Origin of the sequence: Colwellia sp. (assembly GCF_013215345.1) — a bacterium.
In the GTDB taxonomy this organism is placed as follows: Bacteria; Pseudomonadota; Gammaproteobacteria; order Enterobacterales; family Alteromonadaceae; genus Colwellia.
The window spans coordinates 1-21,921 of sequence record NZ_JABSOV010000071.1; the positions used below are offsets into that span (position 1 = coordinate 1).

18 protein-coding genes and 1 pseudogene are annotated in these 21,921 nt (G+C 38.3%); 3 read left to right on the forward strand and 16 right to left on the reverse strand.

Annotated elements, in window-relative coordinates; translation table 11 throughout:
- The 3 genes and pseudogenes from HRT50_RS11850 to yfaE all read left to right on the forward strand — a co-directional run.
- Positions 1-608 (forward strand): annotated as a pseudogene (locus HRT50_RS11850) (ribonucleotide-diphosphate reductase subunit alpha); the annotation flags it as partial.
- 132 nt (positions 609-740) lie between these two features.
- On the forward strand, positions 741-1,871 hold the full coding sequence (nrdB, locus tag HRT50_RS11855) for a class Ia ribonucleoside-diphosphate reductase subunit beta (RefSeq protein WP_291614688.1): 1,131 nt from the start codon (positions 741-743) through the stop codon (positions 1,869-1,871).
- Between the two features lie 109 nt (positions 1,872-1,980).
- Complete coding sequence (yfaE, locus tag HRT50_RS11860; protein ID WP_291614721.1) at positions 1,981-2,226, forward strand: class I ribonucleotide reductase maintenance protein YfaE; 246 nt, start codon at positions 1,981-1,983, stop codon at positions 2,224-2,226.
- Between the two features lie 29 nt (positions 2,227-2,255).
- Here yfaE and HRT50_RS11865 read toward each other — a convergent pair whose 3' ends face one another.
- From HRT50_RS11865 to HRT50_RS11940, 16 genes are all read right to left on the reverse strand, one after another.
- The gene (locus HRT50_RS11865; RefSeq protein WP_291614690.1) at positions 2,256-3,620 is read right to left on the reverse strand and encodes a diguanylate cyclase; all 1,365 of its coding nucleotides are present in this window, start codon (positions 3,618-3,620) and stop codon (positions 2,256-2,258) included.
- 76 nt (positions 3,621-3,696) lie between these two features.
- Positions 3,697-5,871, reverse strand: a complete 2,175-nt coding sequence (locus HRT50_RS11870) for an ATP-binding protein (protein ID WP_291614692.1) — start codon at positions 5,869-5,871, stop codon at positions 3,697-3,699.
- Positions 5,868-7,034 (reverse strand): response regulator, encoded by a 1,167-nt coding sequence (locus HRT50_RS11875; protein WP_291614694.1) that lies wholly within the window; start codon positions 7,032-7,034, stop codon positions 5,868-5,870. The genes HRT50_RS11870 and HRT50_RS11875 overlap by 4 nt, the downstream gene beginning before the upstream one ends.
- A 32-nt stretch (positions 7,035-7,066) precedes the next feature.
- Entirely contained in the window at positions 7,067-8,815 is a 1,749-nt protein-coding gene (locus tag HRT50_RS11880; protein ID WP_291614696.1) for a SpoIIE family protein phosphatase, read from the reverse strand.
- 33 nt (positions 8,816-8,848) lie between these two features.
- A complete protein-coding gene (locus HRT50_RS11885; protein ID WP_291614698.1) occupies positions 8,849-9,154 on the reverse strand; it encodes an STAS domain-containing protein in 306 nt (101 codons plus the stop codon).
- 47 nt (positions 9,155-9,201) lie between these two features.
- The gene (locus HRT50_RS11890) at positions 9,202-10,392 is read right to left on the reverse strand and encodes a methyl-accepting chemotaxis protein (protein WP_291614700.1); all 1,191 of its coding nucleotides are present in this window, start codon (positions 10,390-10,392) and stop codon (positions 9,202-9,204) included.
- Positions 10,389-10,997 (reverse strand): CheB methylesterase domain-containing protein, encoded by a 609-nt coding sequence (locus HRT50_RS11895; RefSeq protein WP_367238872.1) that lies wholly within the window; start codon positions 10,995-10,997, stop codon positions 10,389-10,391. The genes HRT50_RS11890 and HRT50_RS11895 overlap by 4 nt, the downstream gene beginning before the upstream one ends.
- Before the next feature lie 33 nt (positions 10,998-11,030).
- Positions 11,031-11,504, reverse strand: a complete 474-nt coding sequence (locus tag HRT50_RS11900; RefSeq protein WP_291614702.1) for a response regulator — start codon at positions 11,502-11,504, stop codon at positions 11,031-11,033.
- 288 nt (positions 11,505-11,792) lie between these two features.
- Complete coding sequence (gene cheD / locus HRT50_RS11905; protein WP_291614704.1) at positions 11,793-12,452, reverse strand: chemoreceptor glutamine deamidase CheD; 660 nt, start codon at positions 12,450-12,452, stop codon at positions 11,793-11,795.
- Positions 12,453-12,488: 36 nt separating this feature from the next.
- The gene (locus HRT50_RS11910; protein WP_291614706.1) at positions 12,489-13,319 is read right to left on the reverse strand and encodes a protein-glutamate O-methyltransferase CheR; all 831 of its coding nucleotides are present in this window, start codon (positions 13,317-13,319) and stop codon (positions 12,489-12,491) included.
- 129 nt (positions 13,320-13,448) lie between these two features.
- Positions 13,449-17,045, reverse strand: coding sequence for a methyl-accepting chemotaxis protein (locus tag HRT50_RS11915; protein WP_291614708.1), 3,597 nt, complete (start codon positions 17,043-17,045; stop codon positions 13,449-13,451).
- Positions 17,046-17,169: 124 nt separating this feature from the next.
- The gene (locus HRT50_RS11920; RefSeq protein ID WP_291614710.1) at positions 17,170-17,721 is read right to left on the reverse strand and encodes a chemotaxis protein CheW; all 552 of its coding nucleotides are present in this window, start codon (positions 17,719-17,721) and stop codon (positions 17,170-17,172) included.
- A 107-nt stretch (positions 17,722-17,828) separates the two neighbouring features.
- Positions 17,829-18,356, reverse strand: a complete 528-nt coding sequence (locus HRT50_RS11925; protein ID WP_291614713.1) for a chemotaxis protein CheW — start codon at positions 18,354-18,356, stop codon at positions 17,829-17,831.
- Positions 18,353-20,518 (reverse strand): chemotaxis protein CheA, encoded by a 2,166-nt coding sequence (locus HRT50_RS11930; RefSeq protein WP_291614715.1) that lies wholly within the window; start codon positions 20,516-20,518, stop codon positions 18,353-18,355. The genes HRT50_RS11925 and HRT50_RS11930 overlap by 4 nt, the downstream gene beginning before the upstream one ends.
- 123 nt (positions 20,519-20,641) lie before the next feature.
- Positions 20,642-21,004, reverse strand: a complete 363-nt coding sequence (locus tag HRT50_RS11935; protein WP_291614716.1) for a response regulator — start codon at positions 21,002-21,004, stop codon at positions 20,642-20,644.
- Positions 21,005-21,078: 74 nt separating this feature from the next.
- Entirely contained in the window at positions 21,079-21,354 is a 276-nt protein-coding gene (locus HRT50_RS11940; protein WP_291614719.1) for a lipid asymmetry maintenance protein MlaB, read from the reverse strand.
- Positions 21,355-21,921: the final 567 nt, after the last annotated feature.

Here is a 21,921-nt window from a genome sequence, read left to right on the forward strand (position 1 = left end):
CAAACAACTTATCAATAGAACAAGGCCCATGCCCTAAGTTCAGTGAAACACGGTTATCTCAAGGCATTTTACCGATCGACACATATAAAAAAGACATCGACAATATGAACAACGAGCCATTACATTTAGATTGGGAAAGTTTACGAACAAGCATTAAGAAACATGGCGTAAGAAACTCCACTGTTTCAGCATTAATGCCATCAGAAACTTCATCGCAAATATCAAATGCCACCAATGGTATTGAACCTCCACGCGGTTTGATCAGTATTAAAGCCAGTAAAGACGGAGTATTGAAACAAGTAGTGCCTGAGTATGAAAGACTTAAAGATAACTATGAGTTATTGTGGAATATTCCTAATAACCAAGGTTACTTAGAGTTAGTCGGCATTATGCAAAAATTTGTCGACCAAGCTATTTCAGCCAACACTAACTACGACCCTTCTAAATTTGAAGGCGGTAAAGTACCCGTCAAACAAATTCTAAAAGACATTTTAACCGCATATAAGTTAGGCGTTAAAACCTTGTATTATCATAATACTCGAGATGGTGCTAGTGACGATATAGAACTAGAAGATGATAGTTGTGCTGGCGGCGCTTGTAAGATTTAATGCGTTTTAAAAACTTATAGCATCACTATTCACCTTGAAATTAATAAATAAAAGGGCCTAGCATAGTACTGGGCTCTTGTTACTACAACAATCTAAGAATAATGCTTGTAGTACTCTAAAGGAATAAGATTCATGACGTATACCACGTTTAACCAAACTCCAAATAATGCTTTATTAGAGCCAATGTTTTTAGGCAATAACGTCAATATATCTCGCTATGATCAACAACGTTATATTGCTTTTGAGAAATTAATTGAAAAACAACTTTCATTCTTTTGGCGCCCTGAAGAAGTTGATGTATCTAAAGACAGAGCAGACTGGCAGAGTCTTACTGACTCTGAAAAGCATATTTTTATTTCTAATTTAAAATATCAAACCTTATTAGATTCAATGGCCGCACGTTCTGTTAACGCGGTTTTTTTGCCTCTAGTATCTTTACCCGAAGTAGAAACGTGGGTAGAAACTTGGGCCTTTAGTGAAACAATTCATTCTCGTTCATATACCCATATTTTACGTAACTTATTCACCAACCCTGGTGAAGTCTTCGATGACATAATCGTTAACCCCGCTATTTTAAAACGTGCTACAAGCATTGCTAAGTATTTTGATGATGTCATTCTGACCACACAATTATTGCAATCTCAGGGTGAAGGTAGCTATGAAGTTGAGGGTAAAACGATTGAAGTGAGCACTAGAAAGCTTAAAGAACGTTTATTCCTAGCAGTATGCTCGGTAAATGCTCTAGAAGCTATCCGGTTTTACGTCAGCTTTGCCTGTTCATTTGCTTTTGCAGAGCGTGAGTTACTTGAAGGCAATGCCAAGATAATTAAATTGATAGCCCGAGATGAAGCACTGCACTTGACCGGTACTCAACATATTCTAAATAATTGGAAATCAGGAAAAGATGATCCTGAAATGAAAATTGTTAGTGCAGAGATGCGAGATGAAGGCTTACAAATTTTCTTAGATGTTGTTGAGCAAGAAAAGGAATGGGCGCAATATTTATTTAAAGATGGCTCAATGATTGGTCTAAATGCTGAAATATTAAATCAATATATCGAGTATATTTCAAATCAGCGCTTAACGGCCATAGGCTATGATGCACCTTTCGACATAAAGAGTAACCCGTTACCTTGGATGAATGCTTACCTGGTTAGTGATAATGTTCAGGTTGCACCTCAAGAGACTGAAATATCGAGCTATTTAGTTGGTCAAGTTGATTCATCTGTTGATGCTGATGATTTTGACGGTTTTGATTTATAGCGATAAGTTGATGGTGATACTAGCCTTAATTTAGGCTAGTTAAATACGTATGAAAGTAAGGAATGACACTCAAAACGTGAAGGACACCATCAAATTGCAGCCTAAAATTATGGTTCAGGGTAAAGTTGTTCCTTTTGAAAATAACGAACAAACCTTACTCGACTGTTTAGAGTCTGCCAATATCGAAGTTCATTATCATTGTCGTGATGGTTTCTGTGGTGCCTGTAGAGTCACGCTAGTTGAAGGTGAAATTAACTACCCTCAAGGAGAGCCTTTAGCTTTTGTTGGTGAAAATGAGATTTTACCTTGCTGCTGTATTCCCGTAACCGACATTACCTTAGTGATTGACGACTAGCGCCGGTCTAATTAATGTCAAGTGTATGCCTAGCTAACATCCAAGTGTAACTCGATCCCTTTCATCACTCGACTGAGTTCAGGAGACAGCAGGGAGAACAAACCAACAAAATCATCTTGCTGATCATCATTTATGGCTATATCAAGTGCTTTAGTGGCTTCAAATAAATCCATAGCACCAACAGAGCAAGCAACGCCCTTTAATGTATGCGCAATATGCTTAGCGGTCTCAATATCTTGCTTTTGTATTGCTCTTTGTAACTTCTGTCCATCAAGATGATGATCTTGATAAAACATCACTAAAATCTCTTTAAATAGGTCCTTATCCCCTAATACATTGTTAACACCAATATCAAAATCAATACCATCATAATTCACCACAATAGCATTACTATCAGCTACAGATAATATATTATCTGTAGCGATTAAGCTGGCTCTAATGAGGTCATTTTCTACTTCGGCTTCAACAAGGTGAATAAGAGTACCCACATCGACAACTTGGTTACGGCCATTTTCTTTGGCAAAATATAACGCACTGTCCGCTTGTTTTAATAATTCATCAATTGTTAAATAATCATCGTCAGCTAGAACTAAACCAACACTCACCGTAATATTTATTTTTATATTTTTACTATCTGTGTTTGTTATGTTGATACGCTGCTGCTCAACTTGTTGCCGTAATCTCTCGCAAGCAATATAAGCATCGCCACTACTGGTGTTAGGTAAACAGACAGCAAATTCTTCACCGCCAATTCGGCCAACAATATCATAATCTCGAAACACCTCGGTCATGTTTTGACCAAACACACGTAATACTTGATCGCCTGCATCATGACCGAAATTATCATTAACTTGTTTGAATAAATCAATATCAAACATTGCTACAACTAATGGCTGCTCTGCTCTATTAGCTAAGCTTATGGCATTGCTGCTTAGTTCAAAAAAACTACCGCGATTATTCATGCTGGTAAGAAAGTCAGTTTTAGCTAAGTATTCCAGTTGAGCGGTCTTTTCTTTTAATCTTATGGCTGTCCTAATGCGAGCAAGTAGCACTTTAGCGACATAAGGTTTAATAACATAATCCCCTGCGCCTAGCTCCAAAGATGCAACGACTTCGTCTTCATCTGTTGAGGCTGATAACATAATTACCGGAATTTGAGCACTTTTTGCTTGAGCTTTAATTTTTGTGAGCGTTTCTAACCCAGAGAGGCCTGGCATATACATATCGAGTAAAATAAGGTCTATTGCTAAAGTGTCTAAAAGAACCAATGACTCTTCACCACTATCACAGCTTGTTACCTGATAACCGGCAGCGCCAAGATCAAACTCTAAGAGCAACTGAGTATCTTTGGCATCATCAACAACCAGTATTCTATATTCTTTATCTAAAATCATTTAGCATTCACCTGGCTACAAAAAACTATTATCTATGTTTCATAAAGTCCACATAGAAGCTTATTACTACTTTATATTAAATAGCGAGAAATTCAGCTAATTCCTTAGAATTAAAAGGCTTTCTAAGTACAGGATAATCCCAACTTCTATCTTCGATGGCAATGTAGCCACTAATAGAGAATACATTAATATCTGGGAATTTTTCCATCACCAAGTTAACCGCTTCTTTACCCGATAAATCAGGTAAAATCATATCGGTAATAAATATTTCAAAGTTAATACCCGAATTGATTTGTTCTATCAATTCTTTTTTATTATTGGCAACGGCAACCTTTGCCCCTTTACTATCAAGGAATAATGCAACAAATTCAGCAATACTAACTTCATCATCAAGCACTAATATATTGGTATTTTGATAACGTAGTGAAGTTAACTTAGACTCACGAGCCAAATATTTTTCTCTCAAGACTTTGCATTTGAACACCAGAGTGAAATGAGCACCACCAAGATCACTACTTCCTTCCACTTGAATCAAACCATTGTGTTTATACATAGTGCTATAGACATTTGCCAGACCAATACCATTGCCTTTATTGACTGACTTAGAGCTATAAAATGGATCAAATATCTTAGTTAAATTTTCTTTTTCAATACCTATTCCGCTATCTTTAACGTGAATTTCTAACCTGTTGTTATCCAGTAAGTTTGCCGATATTTCGATTTGGCCACTAAGACCTTTTTCTTGAATTGCATCTTGAGCATTAAGCACTAAATTTAATAAAATATTAATAAACTCACCTTGGGGGAAGGTAATTAAACAATGCATAGGTTGAAAATTAAAAGTGATCTTAATAGTACTTAGCAATAGTTGCTTAAATAAATACTGATTATCGAAAATATCTTGAATGGGATCAAAGCTTACTACCTTAACGGTTGGTTTACGGGTAAAGGCCAATAAACGCTCAGTGACATCTTTACCTTTATCTATGGCATTTTTGACTCTGTCGATATAAGACGAAATATCTTGTTCACCACGAGTAAATTTTATCTCTAACATTTCAATAGCACCAAGCGCCACACCTAAAACATTATTAATATCATGAGAGACATTACCAAAGGTATTGCCTAACAAAGCTAAACGATTTGAGATCACTTGTTGCTGCTCTTTACGAAACTTTTCTGTGACATTTTCAACTATCCAAATATAAATACCTTCATCGGCCTCATATGTAACAGATAAATCAAAAACCGTGGTGTATTTGTCAAAGCTAACATTGTTTTCTTTTATTTGACCTTGTACTTTAGCGAGTTTTTTAAACTCCATATATTCAGTAATGCTAAAGTTTATATAATTAAACAGTACCGCACTGACCCCATCGTGATGAGGTGATATATCCTGATAAACGACATTATCATTATCATCAATAAAGAAAATAGGTACTTTAATGGTAAAATTGACCATAGCTAAGAGCTTCAATTTTTCAAATATTTCTTCACTACGCGTAATGTCTTTATAAACGCCAAAAACGGCAAGTGCAATACCATTACTATCACGCTCTACTTCAGCAATCACTTCAACCTTAACTTTTCTGCCAGACGGTTGCTTCAAAGCTGTTTTTAAATAAAATGGCTGTTGTTGGTGAATAGCATTGTGAAAACTAGTGCGAAATTTTGCTCTATCCTTAGCTAAAAGCACATCAACCGCTTGCTCAAAATTTGGTACGATGGATTTATTGGTTAGCCCGTGAATACGAAATACTTCGGCAGACCAATCGAGTGTTTGCGACTTAATATCAAAGCGCCAATGACCCGAATTACTGATACGTTCGGCGAGCATTAACCTGTCATTCTGTTTTTTTAATTGCGCTATCATGTTCTTTGTATCAGTAACATCTTTTACTGTGCCAAACATCAAACTAGCTCTGCCATCAATACGTTCAACAACTTTACCAACCGCATGTAGCCATAATTTATCATCTTGGTTGTTTTTAATCGCGATCGTGATATCAATGCGGTCTATTGCCCCTTTCAAATGTTGTTGTATTTTTAGATGTACATTATTTAGGGTATTAGTGTCTAGGTGTCTTTCCCATATTTCACTTGTTCCTATTTGTTCTTTATCTTCATAGCCCAATATTTTCATTAACTGAGCGGAATAGAAAATACTTTCATTAACAAGATCCCATTGCCAATAGGCCTCATCAATGCCCGTTAATACCTTGTGTGTTAGATCGTGTGATTGTGAGTTCAAAATAGTTCATCCTCATCATCAATGTCATAAGTATTATCAATTTGATCATTCTCCGTATTTAACTGCTGGAGTTGATCAACACTATTTAAGGCTTGATCGAGTAACTGGGTAACCTCTAGAAAGTTTATATCATCTTGACTATGTTTTTTTAGCGCACCATGAACTAAATCGGTAAGGTAATCTTCTTGGTCTTGGGTCATATCTAAAATATGGAAACTAGTACCCATTTTTTGCACTATTTCATTCATCACTTCTTGTTGATGGTGTTTAGATATTTCCACCATCTTTTTAGTGGTACTCACCGCTTGCTTTATCTGTTCTTGAACACTAACCAGTGAGTTTTTATAGGTAATGAAAGCAATTCTAGCGCCAATACATTCTATTACCGAGGCTAAGGCATCAATATATATATCCGTATCAACAGTGCCATTTTCAAGATTAAGAATGAATAAGGATACCAAGGTATGATTGAATATGGTTCTTGAGCCAAAGCGATAAAGGCGTGGTTTAATCTTCAACAGCTCCATAACTTCAATTTCAACGGGTGAACAGATACCTTTTTGTGCACTATAAAAACTAGGTTTGTCATTAATAGGATAAAAAGCAATACAACCATGCAAGTCCATACTGTTAAAGTAAGAAAACACCTCATCTCTAATTTTCTCATAAGTAAAACAGTGATTGAGTTTAGAGGTCAATTGCATACAACTGCCATATTTTGACGCTTGCGCCATTGAGACATTTATAACATTATTTTTTGATTTGATTTCATCTTCAAACTCATGGATCTTAGCTTGATACTCCATCAGCTTATCGAGCTTTGAATTAAGGGCTAATAAAGAAAATGGTTTTGCTAAAAAATCATCCGCACCACACTCTAATCCCTTAAGTACCGCCTCTTCAGTTGCCATACCGGAATATAGTACAAATGAAGTAGGGGAATTTTCATTACCTTGCTGCGATTTAATCCAATCAGAGCCTTTCTCATTGCCAATATTTTCATCAACTAAAGCAATATCAAAATGGATATTTTCTTTTAGTAAATCTTGTGCAACCAATAGGTTATTGGCACATTTGACCTCGAAAGAATCTTCTAAACTTTCAGCCAATAAATTTAAGTAGTCAATATCATCATCAATAATTAATAAGTTATGCTTCACCATCTTACAATTCCTTTTATGCTACTTAAGGCTATTTAATCGTGCCAAATATAGCTGGCTGTCACTAAGGTACCTTGCTCTTGATAATCTAAGGTGTCACAAAGTTGATTAACTAATTCCACCCCTCGACCACTTAACTTTAACCCGTCATTCATGGCAATGCTGTTATCTTTAAAAATGTCCAAAATATCAAAACCTTGACCACTATCTTTAATATTTATGACCATCTTTCCGCCATGAGGAAGCGGAAAATATTTTAGCGCTATACCGACAAAATCTTCAGATACTTTGTGATCCTCGTTGGCCAACAGATCTAGCCTGTTTGCTCGCTCTTTAAAATATTGACTGAAACCCTCTGCAGAATTTTTTAGCGAGGAGTTTAAGCCTAGCACTCCGTGGTCAAGCGCATTGATAAACAGTTCTGTTAATATAGTATATAAACTTTGCCAGTGCTCGCCAGCGCCCTCTAAATCATTAATTTGATTCATAACTAACGGAATTGGATTAACCTTTTTAAGTAGCCCTCCCGTTAAATGTAGGTGGTATGACCAAGTAGGTAATGAGTTTTCGGCTAAAGTAAAGTAGTTATCTTCTTCGGTGAAACCTTCAGGAATTTTTACTTTATTGCTCACCTTTATTTGTTGCCAGCCACTACAGGGAACATCGACTAAAGAAATATCATCTTCTTGCTCACAATTTTCACAAAAGTCATCAAGGCTTCTCAAAACATTATTAACAAGATCCTTCTGAATGATGCCTGCAATAGCAGCTTGTTCAAAACGAGGAAAATCAAAAAGGTCACCTGCAGGGTTTCTCGCCTCTACTATGCCATCAGTAATAAAAACTAATCGGTCATTAGGTTTTACCTGTACCACTTCGACCTGAGCATCGGCTAATAATTGCGGTAATATACCTAAAGGCGGATGTGTGGAGACAAATTGCTGTTTGATTGTCCCCTGAACATCAAATAAGTAACCGTCGGGTAAGCCGGCATTAAATATATATGCCGATTTTTCATGCTCTGAGATGCAGGCGAAACAAGCGGCAAAAAACAAATCACCGGGAAGTAAGGTAAACATTTGTCGGTTTAATTGCGCGACAATATCTAATATGGAAAAGCCCTTTTTAGTCATGGCTCTAAACGTATCAGTCACAGGAATAGCACCAATTGATGCCCGTAAGCCATGACCAGTAAAGTCGCCAAGTAAAACATGAATGTCCCCATTTGGGCACAAAGCGGTTAGCTGGATATCACCACTAAAAATAGTGGCCGCCTTTTTAATAGTACCAATTTTATCTAAAGCAAAGTTTCTTGCCTCAATCACCCCTGACATCATTTTTTCAGCCAGCTCAGCATCATTTTGTTGCTCTAGCTGTAGGCCTTTTACCTGGTCAACTAAATCACTAATCCTTTGCATTGCCTTTATTTTTGCCTTAAAAACCTTAGGGGTAAAAGGCCGTACCAAAATACTATCACCGCCCGCATCAACACTATCGATAAAAGCTTGTTCACTATCCATACTAGTAATAAAAATAAGCGGTGCGAGTGTGCCCTCCCCTGAAAGTTTTTTTATTCTTCGAGTTGCTTCAAATCCGTCCATAATGGGCATATTAATATCCATTAAAACAAGATCAGGTTGATGTTCAATATACATTTGCACACCACTAGCGCCATCATTGGCAATAATTACCTGATAATCTTCCTCTTTCAGTAATACAGATAGCAATTTACATTGCATTTTTGAATCATCAACAACTAAAGCAATCTTTTGAATTCTAGGCATAGCTCGTCCCTAGTCTGTTTAAGAAATAATAAACTACTCAATCGTCATTAACCGTTGAAATTGTGCTATCTCTAGAATTTTCCTTACCGTGTCGCTTGGCTTGGAAATCGTTAATTGCCCCGCATAAAGTTGCACATGATCTTTAAGTAATAAGATCATACCTAACGCTGAACTGTCCATATATTCTGTTTTACTTAAATCAAGTACATAGCTTAAATCTTGAGTTGTTATACTAGTGTAAGCATCACGAAATAGTTGGTGCAATGAGAAATCAAAGCGATCATCAATTGCAATAATAAGTTCTTTTCCATCTCCTGAGATTCTACTGCTAACGGTCATAAAAGCATTCCTTATAGTTAGTTAATTACATAAGTTAAATAAATAAGTTAAAATAAATCGACTTCACCTTCTTCCATATTAAGCTGCAATACACTCCGTGATTCATCAGCTTTTCTTGTCGCTTGATAGACATTTTGACAAGTCGATTTGAGCATCAGTAATTGTTCGTGTACGTCTATATTGGTGTCTTTATTGAACGTTGCCAACACATCACTTATTTCATGAATACTGCTGATATTCATTTGTAAGGATTCTAGTGATTGCCGAGTTAAATCTTCAAACTGCAACGAACGAACACCAAGACTTACAGCTTGCGTGATCTTAGGTGCTATAACAGCAAGCTCTTCCACACTATTAGCTGTCTGAATGTTAACCTTCTCCACATGACTCATCATGACAGACATTTGCTCCTTCGCTTCGAGGGTAGAAGTCATATCCGCTGAGGCCATTATTTCAACTGAGGACCGAAGGTTAGCAATTATTCCCTTGGCTTTATTTATTTCAGTACGAATATCCTCATTTAACGCTGTGGAGCCGACAGACAATGAACGCACTTCATTCGCAACTACGGCAAAACCACGGCCAGCTTCTCCAGCTCTTGCTGCTTCAATAGCAGCATTTAATGCCAATAAATTAGTTTGACTCGCTAAGCCCTCAACTTGCGCTAATAACTTAAATATACGTTCAAATTGTGACACCATCTCATCCGTATAGGTCATAGTTTCAAGGCTTTGTTTACTGGTATTAATGATGACACCAACAAAATCATCTAAGGTTTTATTTGAATCAGTAACAAAATTTGCCAATGAAACACCTTTGCCTTCTTCTGCATTGCCAGAATGCGAGATAAGTATCTTGATCATATATTGCTGTTCTTCACTTAAACTCTGCAGGTGCTTAAAGCTATCCGATATGCCAATTACCGCATCAGAAACTACTTTTTTGGTCCGCTCTAACTCTTGTTCGACAATATTTATTTCCTGATTAATAAATTGTTGTAATTCAAAGATCACGCTATGGATGAGTTCATCATCAACCACTGACATACCCTGGCCAATTTCAGCCATACTTTCTTGCAAGATTATTTTATGAACTTGAGCAGCTAAAGAAAGTAATAAGATGAATAGGATAGAAAGTAATAGAATAAAAAAAGCCTTATCAGCAATTACAAGGTAGCTTGCCAAAGACAGCAGGCATAACAAGCACGATGCATACAGACCCTTTTTTAAATTTCTCATAAAACGTCCCCAACACAATTTTTCGCTAAGATATCTTGCATTTCTGTTCTACTTAAACCGGCATAATTCAGTATATGCTTTGCAATTTCAAGTAAAGGTGACTGCATAGTATGAGCAGAAATAGCATGGGCCCTGCCAGGCATGCCCCAGATAAGACTTGAGTTTTTATCTTGAATAATGGTTCGTGAGCCGAGCTCTTTTAGCCGTAACATGCCATGTGCGCCATCTTGCCCCATGCCAGTTAACAATACCGCTTGTACGTTGTCGGCGAAGTCACTAACAGAGTCAAACAGCACATCAACCGCGGGTTTATGTCGATTAACCTCATCACCATCACTTAAAGTACAAAACAAAGCACCATTTTTATGCACTACTTCTAAATGTTGATCTCCCGGGGCGATATAAACATGACCTGCTTTAATTTTTTGGCCATGACTTGCCTCATGCACCTCAACTTGGCAGTTGTCATTTAAACGTTGCGCGAAGCGTAAACTAAAGGTTTTAGGGATATGTTGGGTTATAACAATGGCAGGAGAATTACTGGGTAAACTAATAAGCAGTTTTTTAATCGCTTCTGTTCCTCCTGTAGAAGCACCAATGGCAATAAGGTGGTTAGCACGTTTACTACCACTAAAAGCTTAAATATTCTGGCTCGGTTTAACGACTTTATTGCTTGTTAAGGTATCCGATAATTTAAAATTCTTTTGATCTATAGTGACTGCTTGAGTTATTTTCTCCGTTAACACTTCTCTAAAGCTGGCTTGGGTGGCAAGTAACTCTTGCACGGTTGGCTTAGCAATAAAATCTACCGCGCCAATTTCAAGCGCTTGTAAGGTAATGTCTGCCCCTTTAGTTGTAAGTGTTGAAAGCATAATGACTGGCATAGGGCGTAAACGCATCAAATTAATAAGAAAAGTAATACCATCCATTTTCGGCATTTCTACATCTAGAGTTAATACATCAGGGTTTAATTTTTTGATCAAATCTCTAGCCACGAAGGCATCTTCAGCCTCGCCAACAACATTAATGCTTGGGCTATGGCTTAATGCTTCCTTGATGATGTTACGAATAACAGCCGAGTCATCAACAATAAGTACTTTAATTATATCCATACAATTTAATTCCTATGTTATATACCCATTACCATTCAAGGTGCATGTTTCAGAGTGCTTGAGCAATTTCAATTCAAGGCGCTGTGATGAAATAATGGTCATTCCATTATAAGTAACAGCAACGATGAAGTGATGTTGCTCAAACGCTTCTTCGATGGGATTATAATGACTTTATACCGCGTTAAATAATTAGACCATAGAGTAACTATGCTTAAATTATTTGCCCTGCCTAAAACCATTATAATTCCCACTGAAATCCTGCATTTTGATTGGTAACGGGTATATCCACTAAAAAAGTTCAACATCGCCACTGACTTCTTTTTTATTAATCTCACTGCGATAGTCGCTTTCTCGGCGAATAATAGTGTCATTGTGTAAGTTATCCAGTCGTTTGATAAGTACTCGGCCACTATAAGGTTCAAATATGACTTTTCTAGGATAAATATCACCAATATCACTACTTTCAATGATTATTTCTTCTTGATCTAAATAGGCCAGGGCAAAATTAATGTTCTTTTGACCAACATCGGACATTTGATTAAGTACCTTTGCGCCACCAAACAACTTTGCTCTTAAATTTTTTCTCAGACCACCCGATCTCAAAATAGTATTAATGAGATGCTCCATAGCAAAGTTGCCATAACGGGTAGCATCAGCGGTCTTCTCCCTTTGCCCCCAATTAACTTCATGGGCTTCTTTATTGGTGATCGGTAACATAAAGTGATTCATACCCCCTATACGACTGCGCTCATCCCAAATACAGGCCGAAATACAGGATCCCAGGGTTGTTGCTATGGCAACATTTTGAGTGGTCATGTAAAATTCACCCGGTAAAATTTTGGCAACCACCATATCCCTTTGTTGATCCCAATAATGATTAATCTGCATAAATTCCGGTAGGCACTGCGCCATATATTCAGATATTTGTGGATGATTATTTCTTAGCACATAACTTCCTTATTAAATCGAGCTTCAGTTGGCTAATTAAGGTTTTCTAAAAATGGTTCTACCAACATTACTAAAATACTGTTGATAATTACCTAAATTCTCACTGTGACCTAGAAAAAGTAAGCCACCCGGTGCCAGCATTTCATAATAACGAGAAAATAATTCTTGCTGGGTTTTTTTATCAAAATAGATGATGACATTTCGACAGAAAATGGCATCAAAAGGGCCTTTCATTGGCCAGTCATGTAATAAATTGAGGTGCTTAAAGGTAATAGTACTTTTTAACTTGTCATGCACTTTGACACTTTGACTACTTTTTCCACTGCCATGAAAAAAATAGCTTTGTTTAAGTTTTTTCGGAATTTCCTCTATACGATTCATATCATATATACCGGTTTTTCCTTTGGCTAAAACATTACTATCAATATCGGTAGCAAGAATTTTTATATCCCACTGTGGTAACTCATTTTTAAGGGCTTCAAGTATCGTAATGGCAATACTGTAAGGCTCTTCTCCGGTAGAGCTTGCTGAAGACCATATTCTCAGTCGTTTTTTTCCGTTAGCACTCACTGTTTTATTTTTTATTAAAGCAGGCAGCTCTTCACTCGTTAGGTATTCAAAGTGATGATTTTCGCGAAAGAAACTGGTTAAATTAGTGGTTATGGCATTAATAAAATAATCTTTCTCTTGCTCACCTTGATCTCTTAATAACTGGCAATATTCAGCGAATGAATCTAGCTTTCGCTCTCTGACAATGCGAGTTAACCGTCGGTATAACATCTCCCTTTTACTATCGTTGAGGACAATACCTGTATTTTTATACACGTACTGACAGATAAACTTAAAATCATCACCTGTCAGTCGCATAGTCTGCTCCCGATTAACCCTTCTATCTTGAGGATGACCTTGCAAGTTATTATTCCTCCTGAGCTCAGTCATGCCATCGTTCTCCATTAAATAATTATCGTCCTGTTTATTATGATGTACCTTTACTGTTTAAAACTCCTCCCATTCTTTATCAACTGTTGTACTTGGACGTCTGGCACTGCGAGTTGGTGCAGGGGCTTTTGCCGGACTAAAATTTGACTGCCTAGGTGCTGTGGCCGCTTGTCTTGGAGCAGCTTGTCTTGGGGCTGCTTGTCTAGGGGCAGGTCTACTTTGACGTTGCTCCGCTATTGGTTGTTGGCCATTATCGCCATTATTGAAAAAGGCAACTTGATCTAATAACGATTGAGACTGCTCTTCCATTGATTTACTTGATGCGGATGCCTCTTCAACCAATGCCGCATTTTGTTGAGTCATTTCATCCATTTGGCTCACCGCCGCGCTCACTTCACCAATACCAGCAGATTGCTCTTTACCGGCACTATCAATATCGGCAATCATTTTACTGACATCTTCTATGGCCGTCACTAATTCACTAAAGGTTTGCCCTGTTTCATCAACTAACTTAGTTCCTTGACCAACCGCTTCGACACTGTCATTAATTAAGCCTTTAATTTCTTTCGCTGCACCTGCTGAGCGTTGTGCAAGGTTTCTTACCTCAGCAGCAACTACCGCAAAACCGCGACCTTGTTCACCCGCTCTTGCCGCTTCAACCGCAGCATTTAGTGCCAGTAAATTTGTTTGGAAAGCTATTTCATCAATAACACTAATGATATCCGCAATCTTTTTACTGGATTTATTTATATCACTCATGGCAGTAATGGCATTTCGAACCACAGCACCACCATTACTGGCCTTCTCCATAACCGATTTCGATAACTTACTTGCTTCAGATGAGTTTTCCGCGTTTTGCTGAACCGTACTGGTTAACTCTTCCATGGCAGAAGCCGTTTCTTCTAAGCTTGAAGCTTGTGATTCGGTGCGATGACTTAACTCATTATTGCCTGCGGCAATTTCGCGTGCTGAATCGAAAACATTGGTGGAAGCATTACGTATTTCATCAACCATTTGACTTAGATTTTCAATGGAGCCATTCATCGCATTAGCCAATGCCAGGAATTCACCACCATAATCACTTCGCATATTTTGAGTTAAATCACCCTCAGCAAGCGCTTGTGCAACTTGAATAGCATCATTAATAGGCTCAACAATAGAATCCATCAAACTATTAATATTATTACCTAATTCCTTCATGAAACCTTGGTAGTCATCGGTAGTGATACGGCTATCTAACTTACCGCCGATAGCATCGCTAATTAACTTATCGATCTGATTTTGAGCATCTTTTTCTTCTGTTAAATCGACCCATTGAACCCCTGTACCCACGTGATTCCCATCGCTATCTTGTAAAGCCATGGCAATAAGTTGAAAGGTTAAGCCCGCAACCGAAATTTCAGTGGTATAGGGTAAATTAGCAGGATTTCCTAATAAATTTTGTTGATGTGCTGGATTTTTATGGAAACTATCAAAGTTCGTACCAACCATAGTATCGACATTAAAAGAAGGTAAGACAGAACGTAGTGTTGTTTCTCTACGACGTAACATGGTTACTACTGCTGGGTTGGCATAAACAATATTACCGTGAGTATCAGCCATCATTATATTAGTAGTCATGCCTTCCATGGTCGAGGTTAAGCGCCCTACTTCAACAGCGTTTTGTCTTGCTGCTGTCACATCTTGCCATTCTAGGGCATTACCTATGTACTCGCCGCTCGCATCCATGATGGCAGTAACATTAAGCTCGAAAGATAAATGTTTAATTTGAATATCAGTTTTATAATGTAAGTTATTCGGGTCATCGAGTAATTTACGTTGATGGGCCGGATTTTTATGGAAACTGTCAATATTGGTACCGATAATCACCTCGGGATCGGCTTTAAAACCAGGCCAATTCTCGGCAAAGGTCGCTTCATGTTCTTTCAGTAACGCTAAGGTCGCAGCATTCGCGTAGGTAATAACAAAATCCCTATCGATCATGATATTAGCAGTACCCGATTGATCAATGGCGCCCTGTAACTGCACGGTTTTGTTTTCTTGCGCGCGCGCCGCCGTGACATCTTGCCATTCCAGCGCATTACCTATGTACTCACCAGCTGCATCCAAGATGGCAGTAACATTAAGCTCGAAAGATAAATGTTTAATTTGAATATCGGTTTTATACGGTAAGTTATTCGGGTCATCGAGTAATTTACGTTGATGGGCCGGATTCTTATGAAAACTATCAATATTGGTGCCAATAATAATTTCCGGGTCGGCTTTAAAGCCAGGCCAATTTTCAGCAAAGGTGGCTTCATGTTCTTTCAGTAACGCTAAGGTCGCGGCATTGGCGTAGGTAATATTAAAATCTCTATCGATCATAATATTGGCGGTACCCGATTGATCAATGGCGCCTTGTAACTGAGCGGTTTTATTTTCTTGCGCTCGCGACGCGGTGACATCTTGCCATTCCAGCGCATTGCCTATGTACTCGCCAGCTGCATCCATGATGGCGGTAACAGTGAGCTCAAAAGATAAGTGTTTAATTTGAATATCGGTTTTATACGGTAAATTATTTGGGTCGCTAAGTAATTTACGTTGATGTGACGGCACTTTATGAAAAGTGTCAATGTTAGTGCCAATAATCACCTCGGGGTCGGCGACAAAACCAGGCCAATTCTCGGCAAAGGTCGCTTCATGTTCTTTTAATAAGGCAAGTGTGGCCGCGTTAGCATAGGTAATATTAAAATCTCTATCGATCATAATATTAGCCGTACCCGATTGATCAATAGCGCCTTGTAACTGGGCGGCTTTGTTTGTTTGTGCTCGCGCTGCCGTGACATCTTGCCATTCCAGCGCATTACCTATGTAATCACCCTCATCATCTAAGATAGCACTTACATTGAGTTCAAAAGATAAGTGTTTAACTTGAATATCGGTTTTAAAAGGTAAGTTACTCGGATCGTCGAGTAGTTTACGTTGATGTGACGGCACTTTATGAAAACCATCAATATTGGCCCCGATAAGGGCCTCTTCACTCGCTTCAAAACCAGGCCAATTTTCTGCAAAGGTCTGTTCATGTTTTTTAAGTAAAGCTAAGGTGGCTTCGTTGGCATAAGTGACTTCGAAGTCTCGATTAATCATCATAAATGCAGTCGCTGATTGCTCGAGTGCTCCTTGCAGTTGCACGGATAAATCGTTGCTTTTCTCATTTTTGACGGTATTCTTTTCCATGGTAGGTCCTTTTGCTGACTGAGTTGTTGCGGCGGCATCAGCTGCGGCAATCATAGTAGTTGCTAAGGTTTGGTATACCACTGTCCAAGCCTTTTTAACGGGGGCGGTAAAGTCATCACCTAAACCGAGTGCTAAGGTTTTTAGTAATGCGGCACCCACCGTATCGTAATGTTCAGGCTCTGCGCCGTAGCGAAGATGTTTAGCGCCTAAATTTTGCACTGCAGGAATTAATTTATCTGGGTTATCGAGTAACTTAACGGCGGTATCAAGCATTGCCATTAATTTTTTGCCTTGGTCAGCCATATCATCGGGAAATAATGCTTTTAATGAAGGGTCCATTTCAAACAAAGTGGTATAAAATATGTCTGCGGCTTGTGGCGCAATAGGTAATACTTTTTGCCAACTTTTTTGCACTAAACTTATTTGCTTCGGGTTCATAAGTTATTTTCCTGTGTGGTTATTTTTAATTTATTTTTAGTTAAATTTTAATAATGGCTGATGGTGTAGTAGCTCTCTTTTACCTGGGTTTACCTTTGATTTACCTTGGCTAGAAATTTTCTAGTTAAGCACTTGATAAGGTTGGTGCAGAGGTTGTTGACACTTGGCTAACCTCTACGTTAGCGGTCACTTGCTCAGGCCTTGCTTCACTCTTATGAACAGTGCGATATAAGTCGTCTTCATTTAATAGCGAGTCACTATCGAGTAAAATAATTAGCTTTTCATCGACTGACGCTAGCCCTTTTAAGAAGCAGCTATCTATATTGCTACCAAAAGTAGGTGCTTGGCTTATAGACTTACTGGTAAACTTGTAAACTTCTGAAACAGCATCGACAACAATACCGACCACCATAGTGGTTGCTTTAGACTGTTGGCGTAAAATGATGGTGACGGTTTGCTCATTGTACTCAAGGGTTGGTTGACCAAAGCGTAAACGTAAATCAATAATAGGAATGATTACCCCCCGTAAATTAATTACCCCTTTGATATAACCTGGTTTATTAGGAAGTTCGGTAACAGAGCTCCAGACACGAATCTCTTGCACACATAGAATGTCAACGCCATACTCTTCTCCCTGCAGTATGAAAGTAAGATATTCTTGTTCTATATCAGTCATGCTATTTCCTTAAACAAAGTAGTTACGGTATTACTAACGGTGATAAGTAACTGTTATATATAACCGAGAAATTTATACGCCTGCTTACAGCCGATGCCTCGGCAAAACTAACTATGCAGACTATGCTTTTCTACTTTTTGCAAATGATTAACATTCAGTATGGTTACTACCTTTTGTTCACTATTAATTAAACCATCGATATATTGTTGGCCAACACAACCACCAAATGCGGGTGCCGGTTTAATATCAGTATTGTCAACATTAAGTACGTCAGACACCGCATCGACCACAAAACCAATGGTGCGTGTTGACTCTTCGCTTTGATAAGTAAGGACAATGACGACCGTAGTTTCTAAATAGCTCGCTTGACCAATACTAAATTTGAGGCGTAAGTCGACAATAGGCACGATAATTCCTCTCATATTGATGACACCTTTAATATAACTTGGCGCATTAGGAATTTTTGTTGGTTGCTCCCAACTTCTAATTTCTTCGACACACAAAATATCAACGGCATATTGCTCTTGTGCTAATAAAAAAGTTAGATACTGATCGCCGCTGGTAATAAAGTCGACACCTTCAATAGCGTGTTCACCTTCAGCGGGAATATCTTGGGCCATTTCTTGAATATTCATAAACAAACCTCCGCGGTTACACTGCTATTTCCGTCAGTTTTTACTCGTTGGGCTTGTTGAGCTTGCTCTAACGCCATATGAATAATACCCGGTATATCTAGAATCATAGCAACGGAGCCATCACCAAGAATTGTTGCCCCAGAAATACCAGCAACTTGTTGATAATTATCTTTTAAGCTTTTAATCACCACCTGCTGCTGAGCAAGTAAATCATCAACCATCAAGCCTATTTTTTGGCCATCGGCTTCAACGACAACAAGTAACGCTTTATCTATCTCGGTACATTCTGTGGCTAAATTGAACAGTTGATAAATAGGTAGAATGGGCACATTGTCATCACGTAATCGATACAGCACCATATCGCCAGAAACACGATTAATAAGTTTGTTATCAATTTGCAGTGATTCAACAATGGCAATAAGTGGGATGATGTATGTTTCGGTACCCACCTTAACGAGTTGTCCGTCTAAAATAGCCAATGTTAGCGGTAAGTGCACCTTAAATGAGCTGCCTTTACCTAGGGTAGATTTAACTTGAATTCTGCCGCCAAGTGATTGAATATTGCGCTTAACCACATCCATGCCAACACCACGGCCGGATATATCGGTGACTTCTGCAGCGGTTGAAAAACCCGGTTCGAATAACAAGTCATACACTTGGCTATCCGTTAATATGGCATTCGCTTCAATAAGCCCTTTCTCTACCGCTTTTGCTAACACAGTTTCTCGGTTAATGCCGGCGCCATCATCGTTAATTTCAATAACAATATTGCCACCTTGATGATAGGCATCTAACGAAATGGTCCCTTTTCTTGGTTTGCCATTAGCAACTCTAACGTCGCCTAACTCTATACCGTGGTCTGCAGCATTCCTCACTAAATGTACTAACGGATCGCCAATTTGCTCCATTACCGTTTTATCTAATTCTGTTTGCTCACCTTTAATAACGAGTTCCATTTCCTTACCGGTTTTTATCGCTAGGTCATGAACAAGGCGAGGAAAGCGATTAAAGGCAAAACTTATCGGCAGCATACGGATACGCATGACACTTTCTTGTAACTCTTTGGTATTTTGTAATAACTGCTCAAGACCACTGGTGAGGCGTTCAACTTTTTCCATTTCAAAATCGTTACCCAATTCTGACAACATAGACTGGGTGATAACTAATTCGCCTACTAGGTTAATTAAACTATCTACTTTATCTACGCCGACCCTAATGGAACCAACCTCAGCTTTACCTTTATCTTTAGTTTTAGTTTTAGTTTTAGTTTTAGAGGTTATATTGTTATCTTCGGCAGTAGAGTCAATAACCAGTTCGGCTTTAGGGGGCTGTTCAATATCTTGCGTAGACTTTTGACTGCTGTCAGGCTCTGTTTGCTGTTCATTATTTGTTAGAGTACTTGAAGGCGAGCTTGGTGACTCGGTTGATGAAGTATTTGCAGAGGTAGTTGATGGCGCTTTTATTGGCACTAATTCTAATAAACATTCATCTTCAACCCATTCAAAGATTTCTATAATCTCAGCTTCATCCGCTTCGGTGTACAGTGTTAGTTGCCAGCTTAAATAGAGTTCTTGAGCATCAATATCCTTTAGTGCCGGTAAATCTTGGGTATCGGCACTAAGTGTTAACTGACCTAGTTCGGCTAAAGCACTGAAGAGAAAAATAGGATCATTGCCCGTTTTTGCTAAACTATGCTCAGGAATGAAATTAATGGTATAGCCACAAACATTATTTGCTTCGACATCAGTTTTACTCCGGCTTTCATCTGCTGAAGTCTGCTCATCACCAAGCGTTTCGGCTAAGCGCTTAGACGTTTGCTCAACCTTATCCTGGTCATACTCTTCATCATCCCGTGCGGCTTCTATTAACAAGCGCATACAATCGACAGAGTCGAGCAATATCTCGGTATCTTTGCTAGAGACTTCTCGTCGGCCATCACGCATTTCATCAAGTAAGGTTTCTACTAGATGAGTAAACTCGGTGACGTTATCAAAGCCAAAGGTTCCTGCCCCGCCTTTAATTGAGTGCGCAGCTCTAAAAATTGAGTGAATAGTTTCATTATCCCCCCGTTGTAAATCTAATAATCCAGACTCCATTAACTCGAGTCCTTCAAAGCTCTCTTCTAAGAAACTTGGAATAAATTGTGATAAATCAATACTCATAACTGATTACCTACTCTTTCCTTGTCAAAATTCGGGACATTATCACGACAGGGTACTTATATGATAAGTACCTAAGATAAGTATGTTACTAAACGGTTAAACAGGTTTTTTATACTAACAATGTCACTTAACCACTCGTTTAATGGTGGCTAACAACTTTTCGGGGTTAAAAGGTTTAACCAACCAACCGGTTGCTCCTGCCGATTTACCGCGCATTTTCATATCGGTGGAACTTTCTGTGGTTAACATCAAAATAGGGGTAAATTTAAAATCACCTAACTTGCGTAACTCAGTGCATAAACTAATGCCATCCATATTGGGCATATTTACATCGGAAATGACCAAGTCAAAATTACTGCTTTTAGCCTTACTTAGACCATCCAGACCATCTTTAGCCTCGACGGTTTGGTAGCCGGCACTTTTTAAGGTAAAACTGACCATATCTCTTATTGAGTTTGAGTCATCAACAACTAGCACTTTAGTCATACTGGTTTCCTCATCGTTTAATGCATCGTAGTTTTGTGTTATTAGCGTTATTTCTCATCGAAAAAACCAAGATTTCAATCCTTGATATATTGCAATAAAATGGCATCTTTGATACCAAGTTGTTGAATACTTTCCTTTAAGATACTGGATTTTGATTGCCACTTAATTTCTTTACCCTGGGCAATGATGTAGGTAACAACGGCAAGGATAAACTGCACTCCGATAGTATCAATCCGTGCTAAGTCACTGTCATCAATGGATATCACATCTTGACCATCGATTATTGGTATGATTAGCGCTTGATACTCGTTCACCTGAGCAATCGTTAAGTCACTGGGGAATTTGATCATTTTTTAATATCCGTATTTTTATTATTTTGCTTTGTGCCTTAAAGCATATGACAGATTTAACGGAAAGCAAGAAAGTGTATTCAAAAAGAATAAAATGATGCAACACACTGAAATATAGACACTTTAACAAAATTAAAAAATATACAAATTAAGATTTCAGACTACATTCCAGCTAGCATAAAATATTGAAAGTGCAAGGAAAAATACTTTCCCTTACACTTTATAAGGAATTACCGACAAGTAAATTGGCCTTGTTCCTGCCAAATCAAGGGTATTAACGTGGTAAATAGAAGACCATAACCAAGCAAAACAGCGCTATAAGCCAGAAAGCTTTAACAAAAAACCTGACTTTAATCTTTCTATCATTGGGATATTTTTCAGGTAGAGCCATATTTACCTCTTTAATATTACACAGCTGATGGTTACTGTGAGGTGAGTTGGTGATATAACTGCGGCAAACACAATGGTAATTGCGCTGGCCGTAATATCTGGGTAAAACTATCATTGCCAAATAAGTAAGGTAAGTACTCTTGTGCATCGACATCTATGCTTATACAAAAAGGTTTA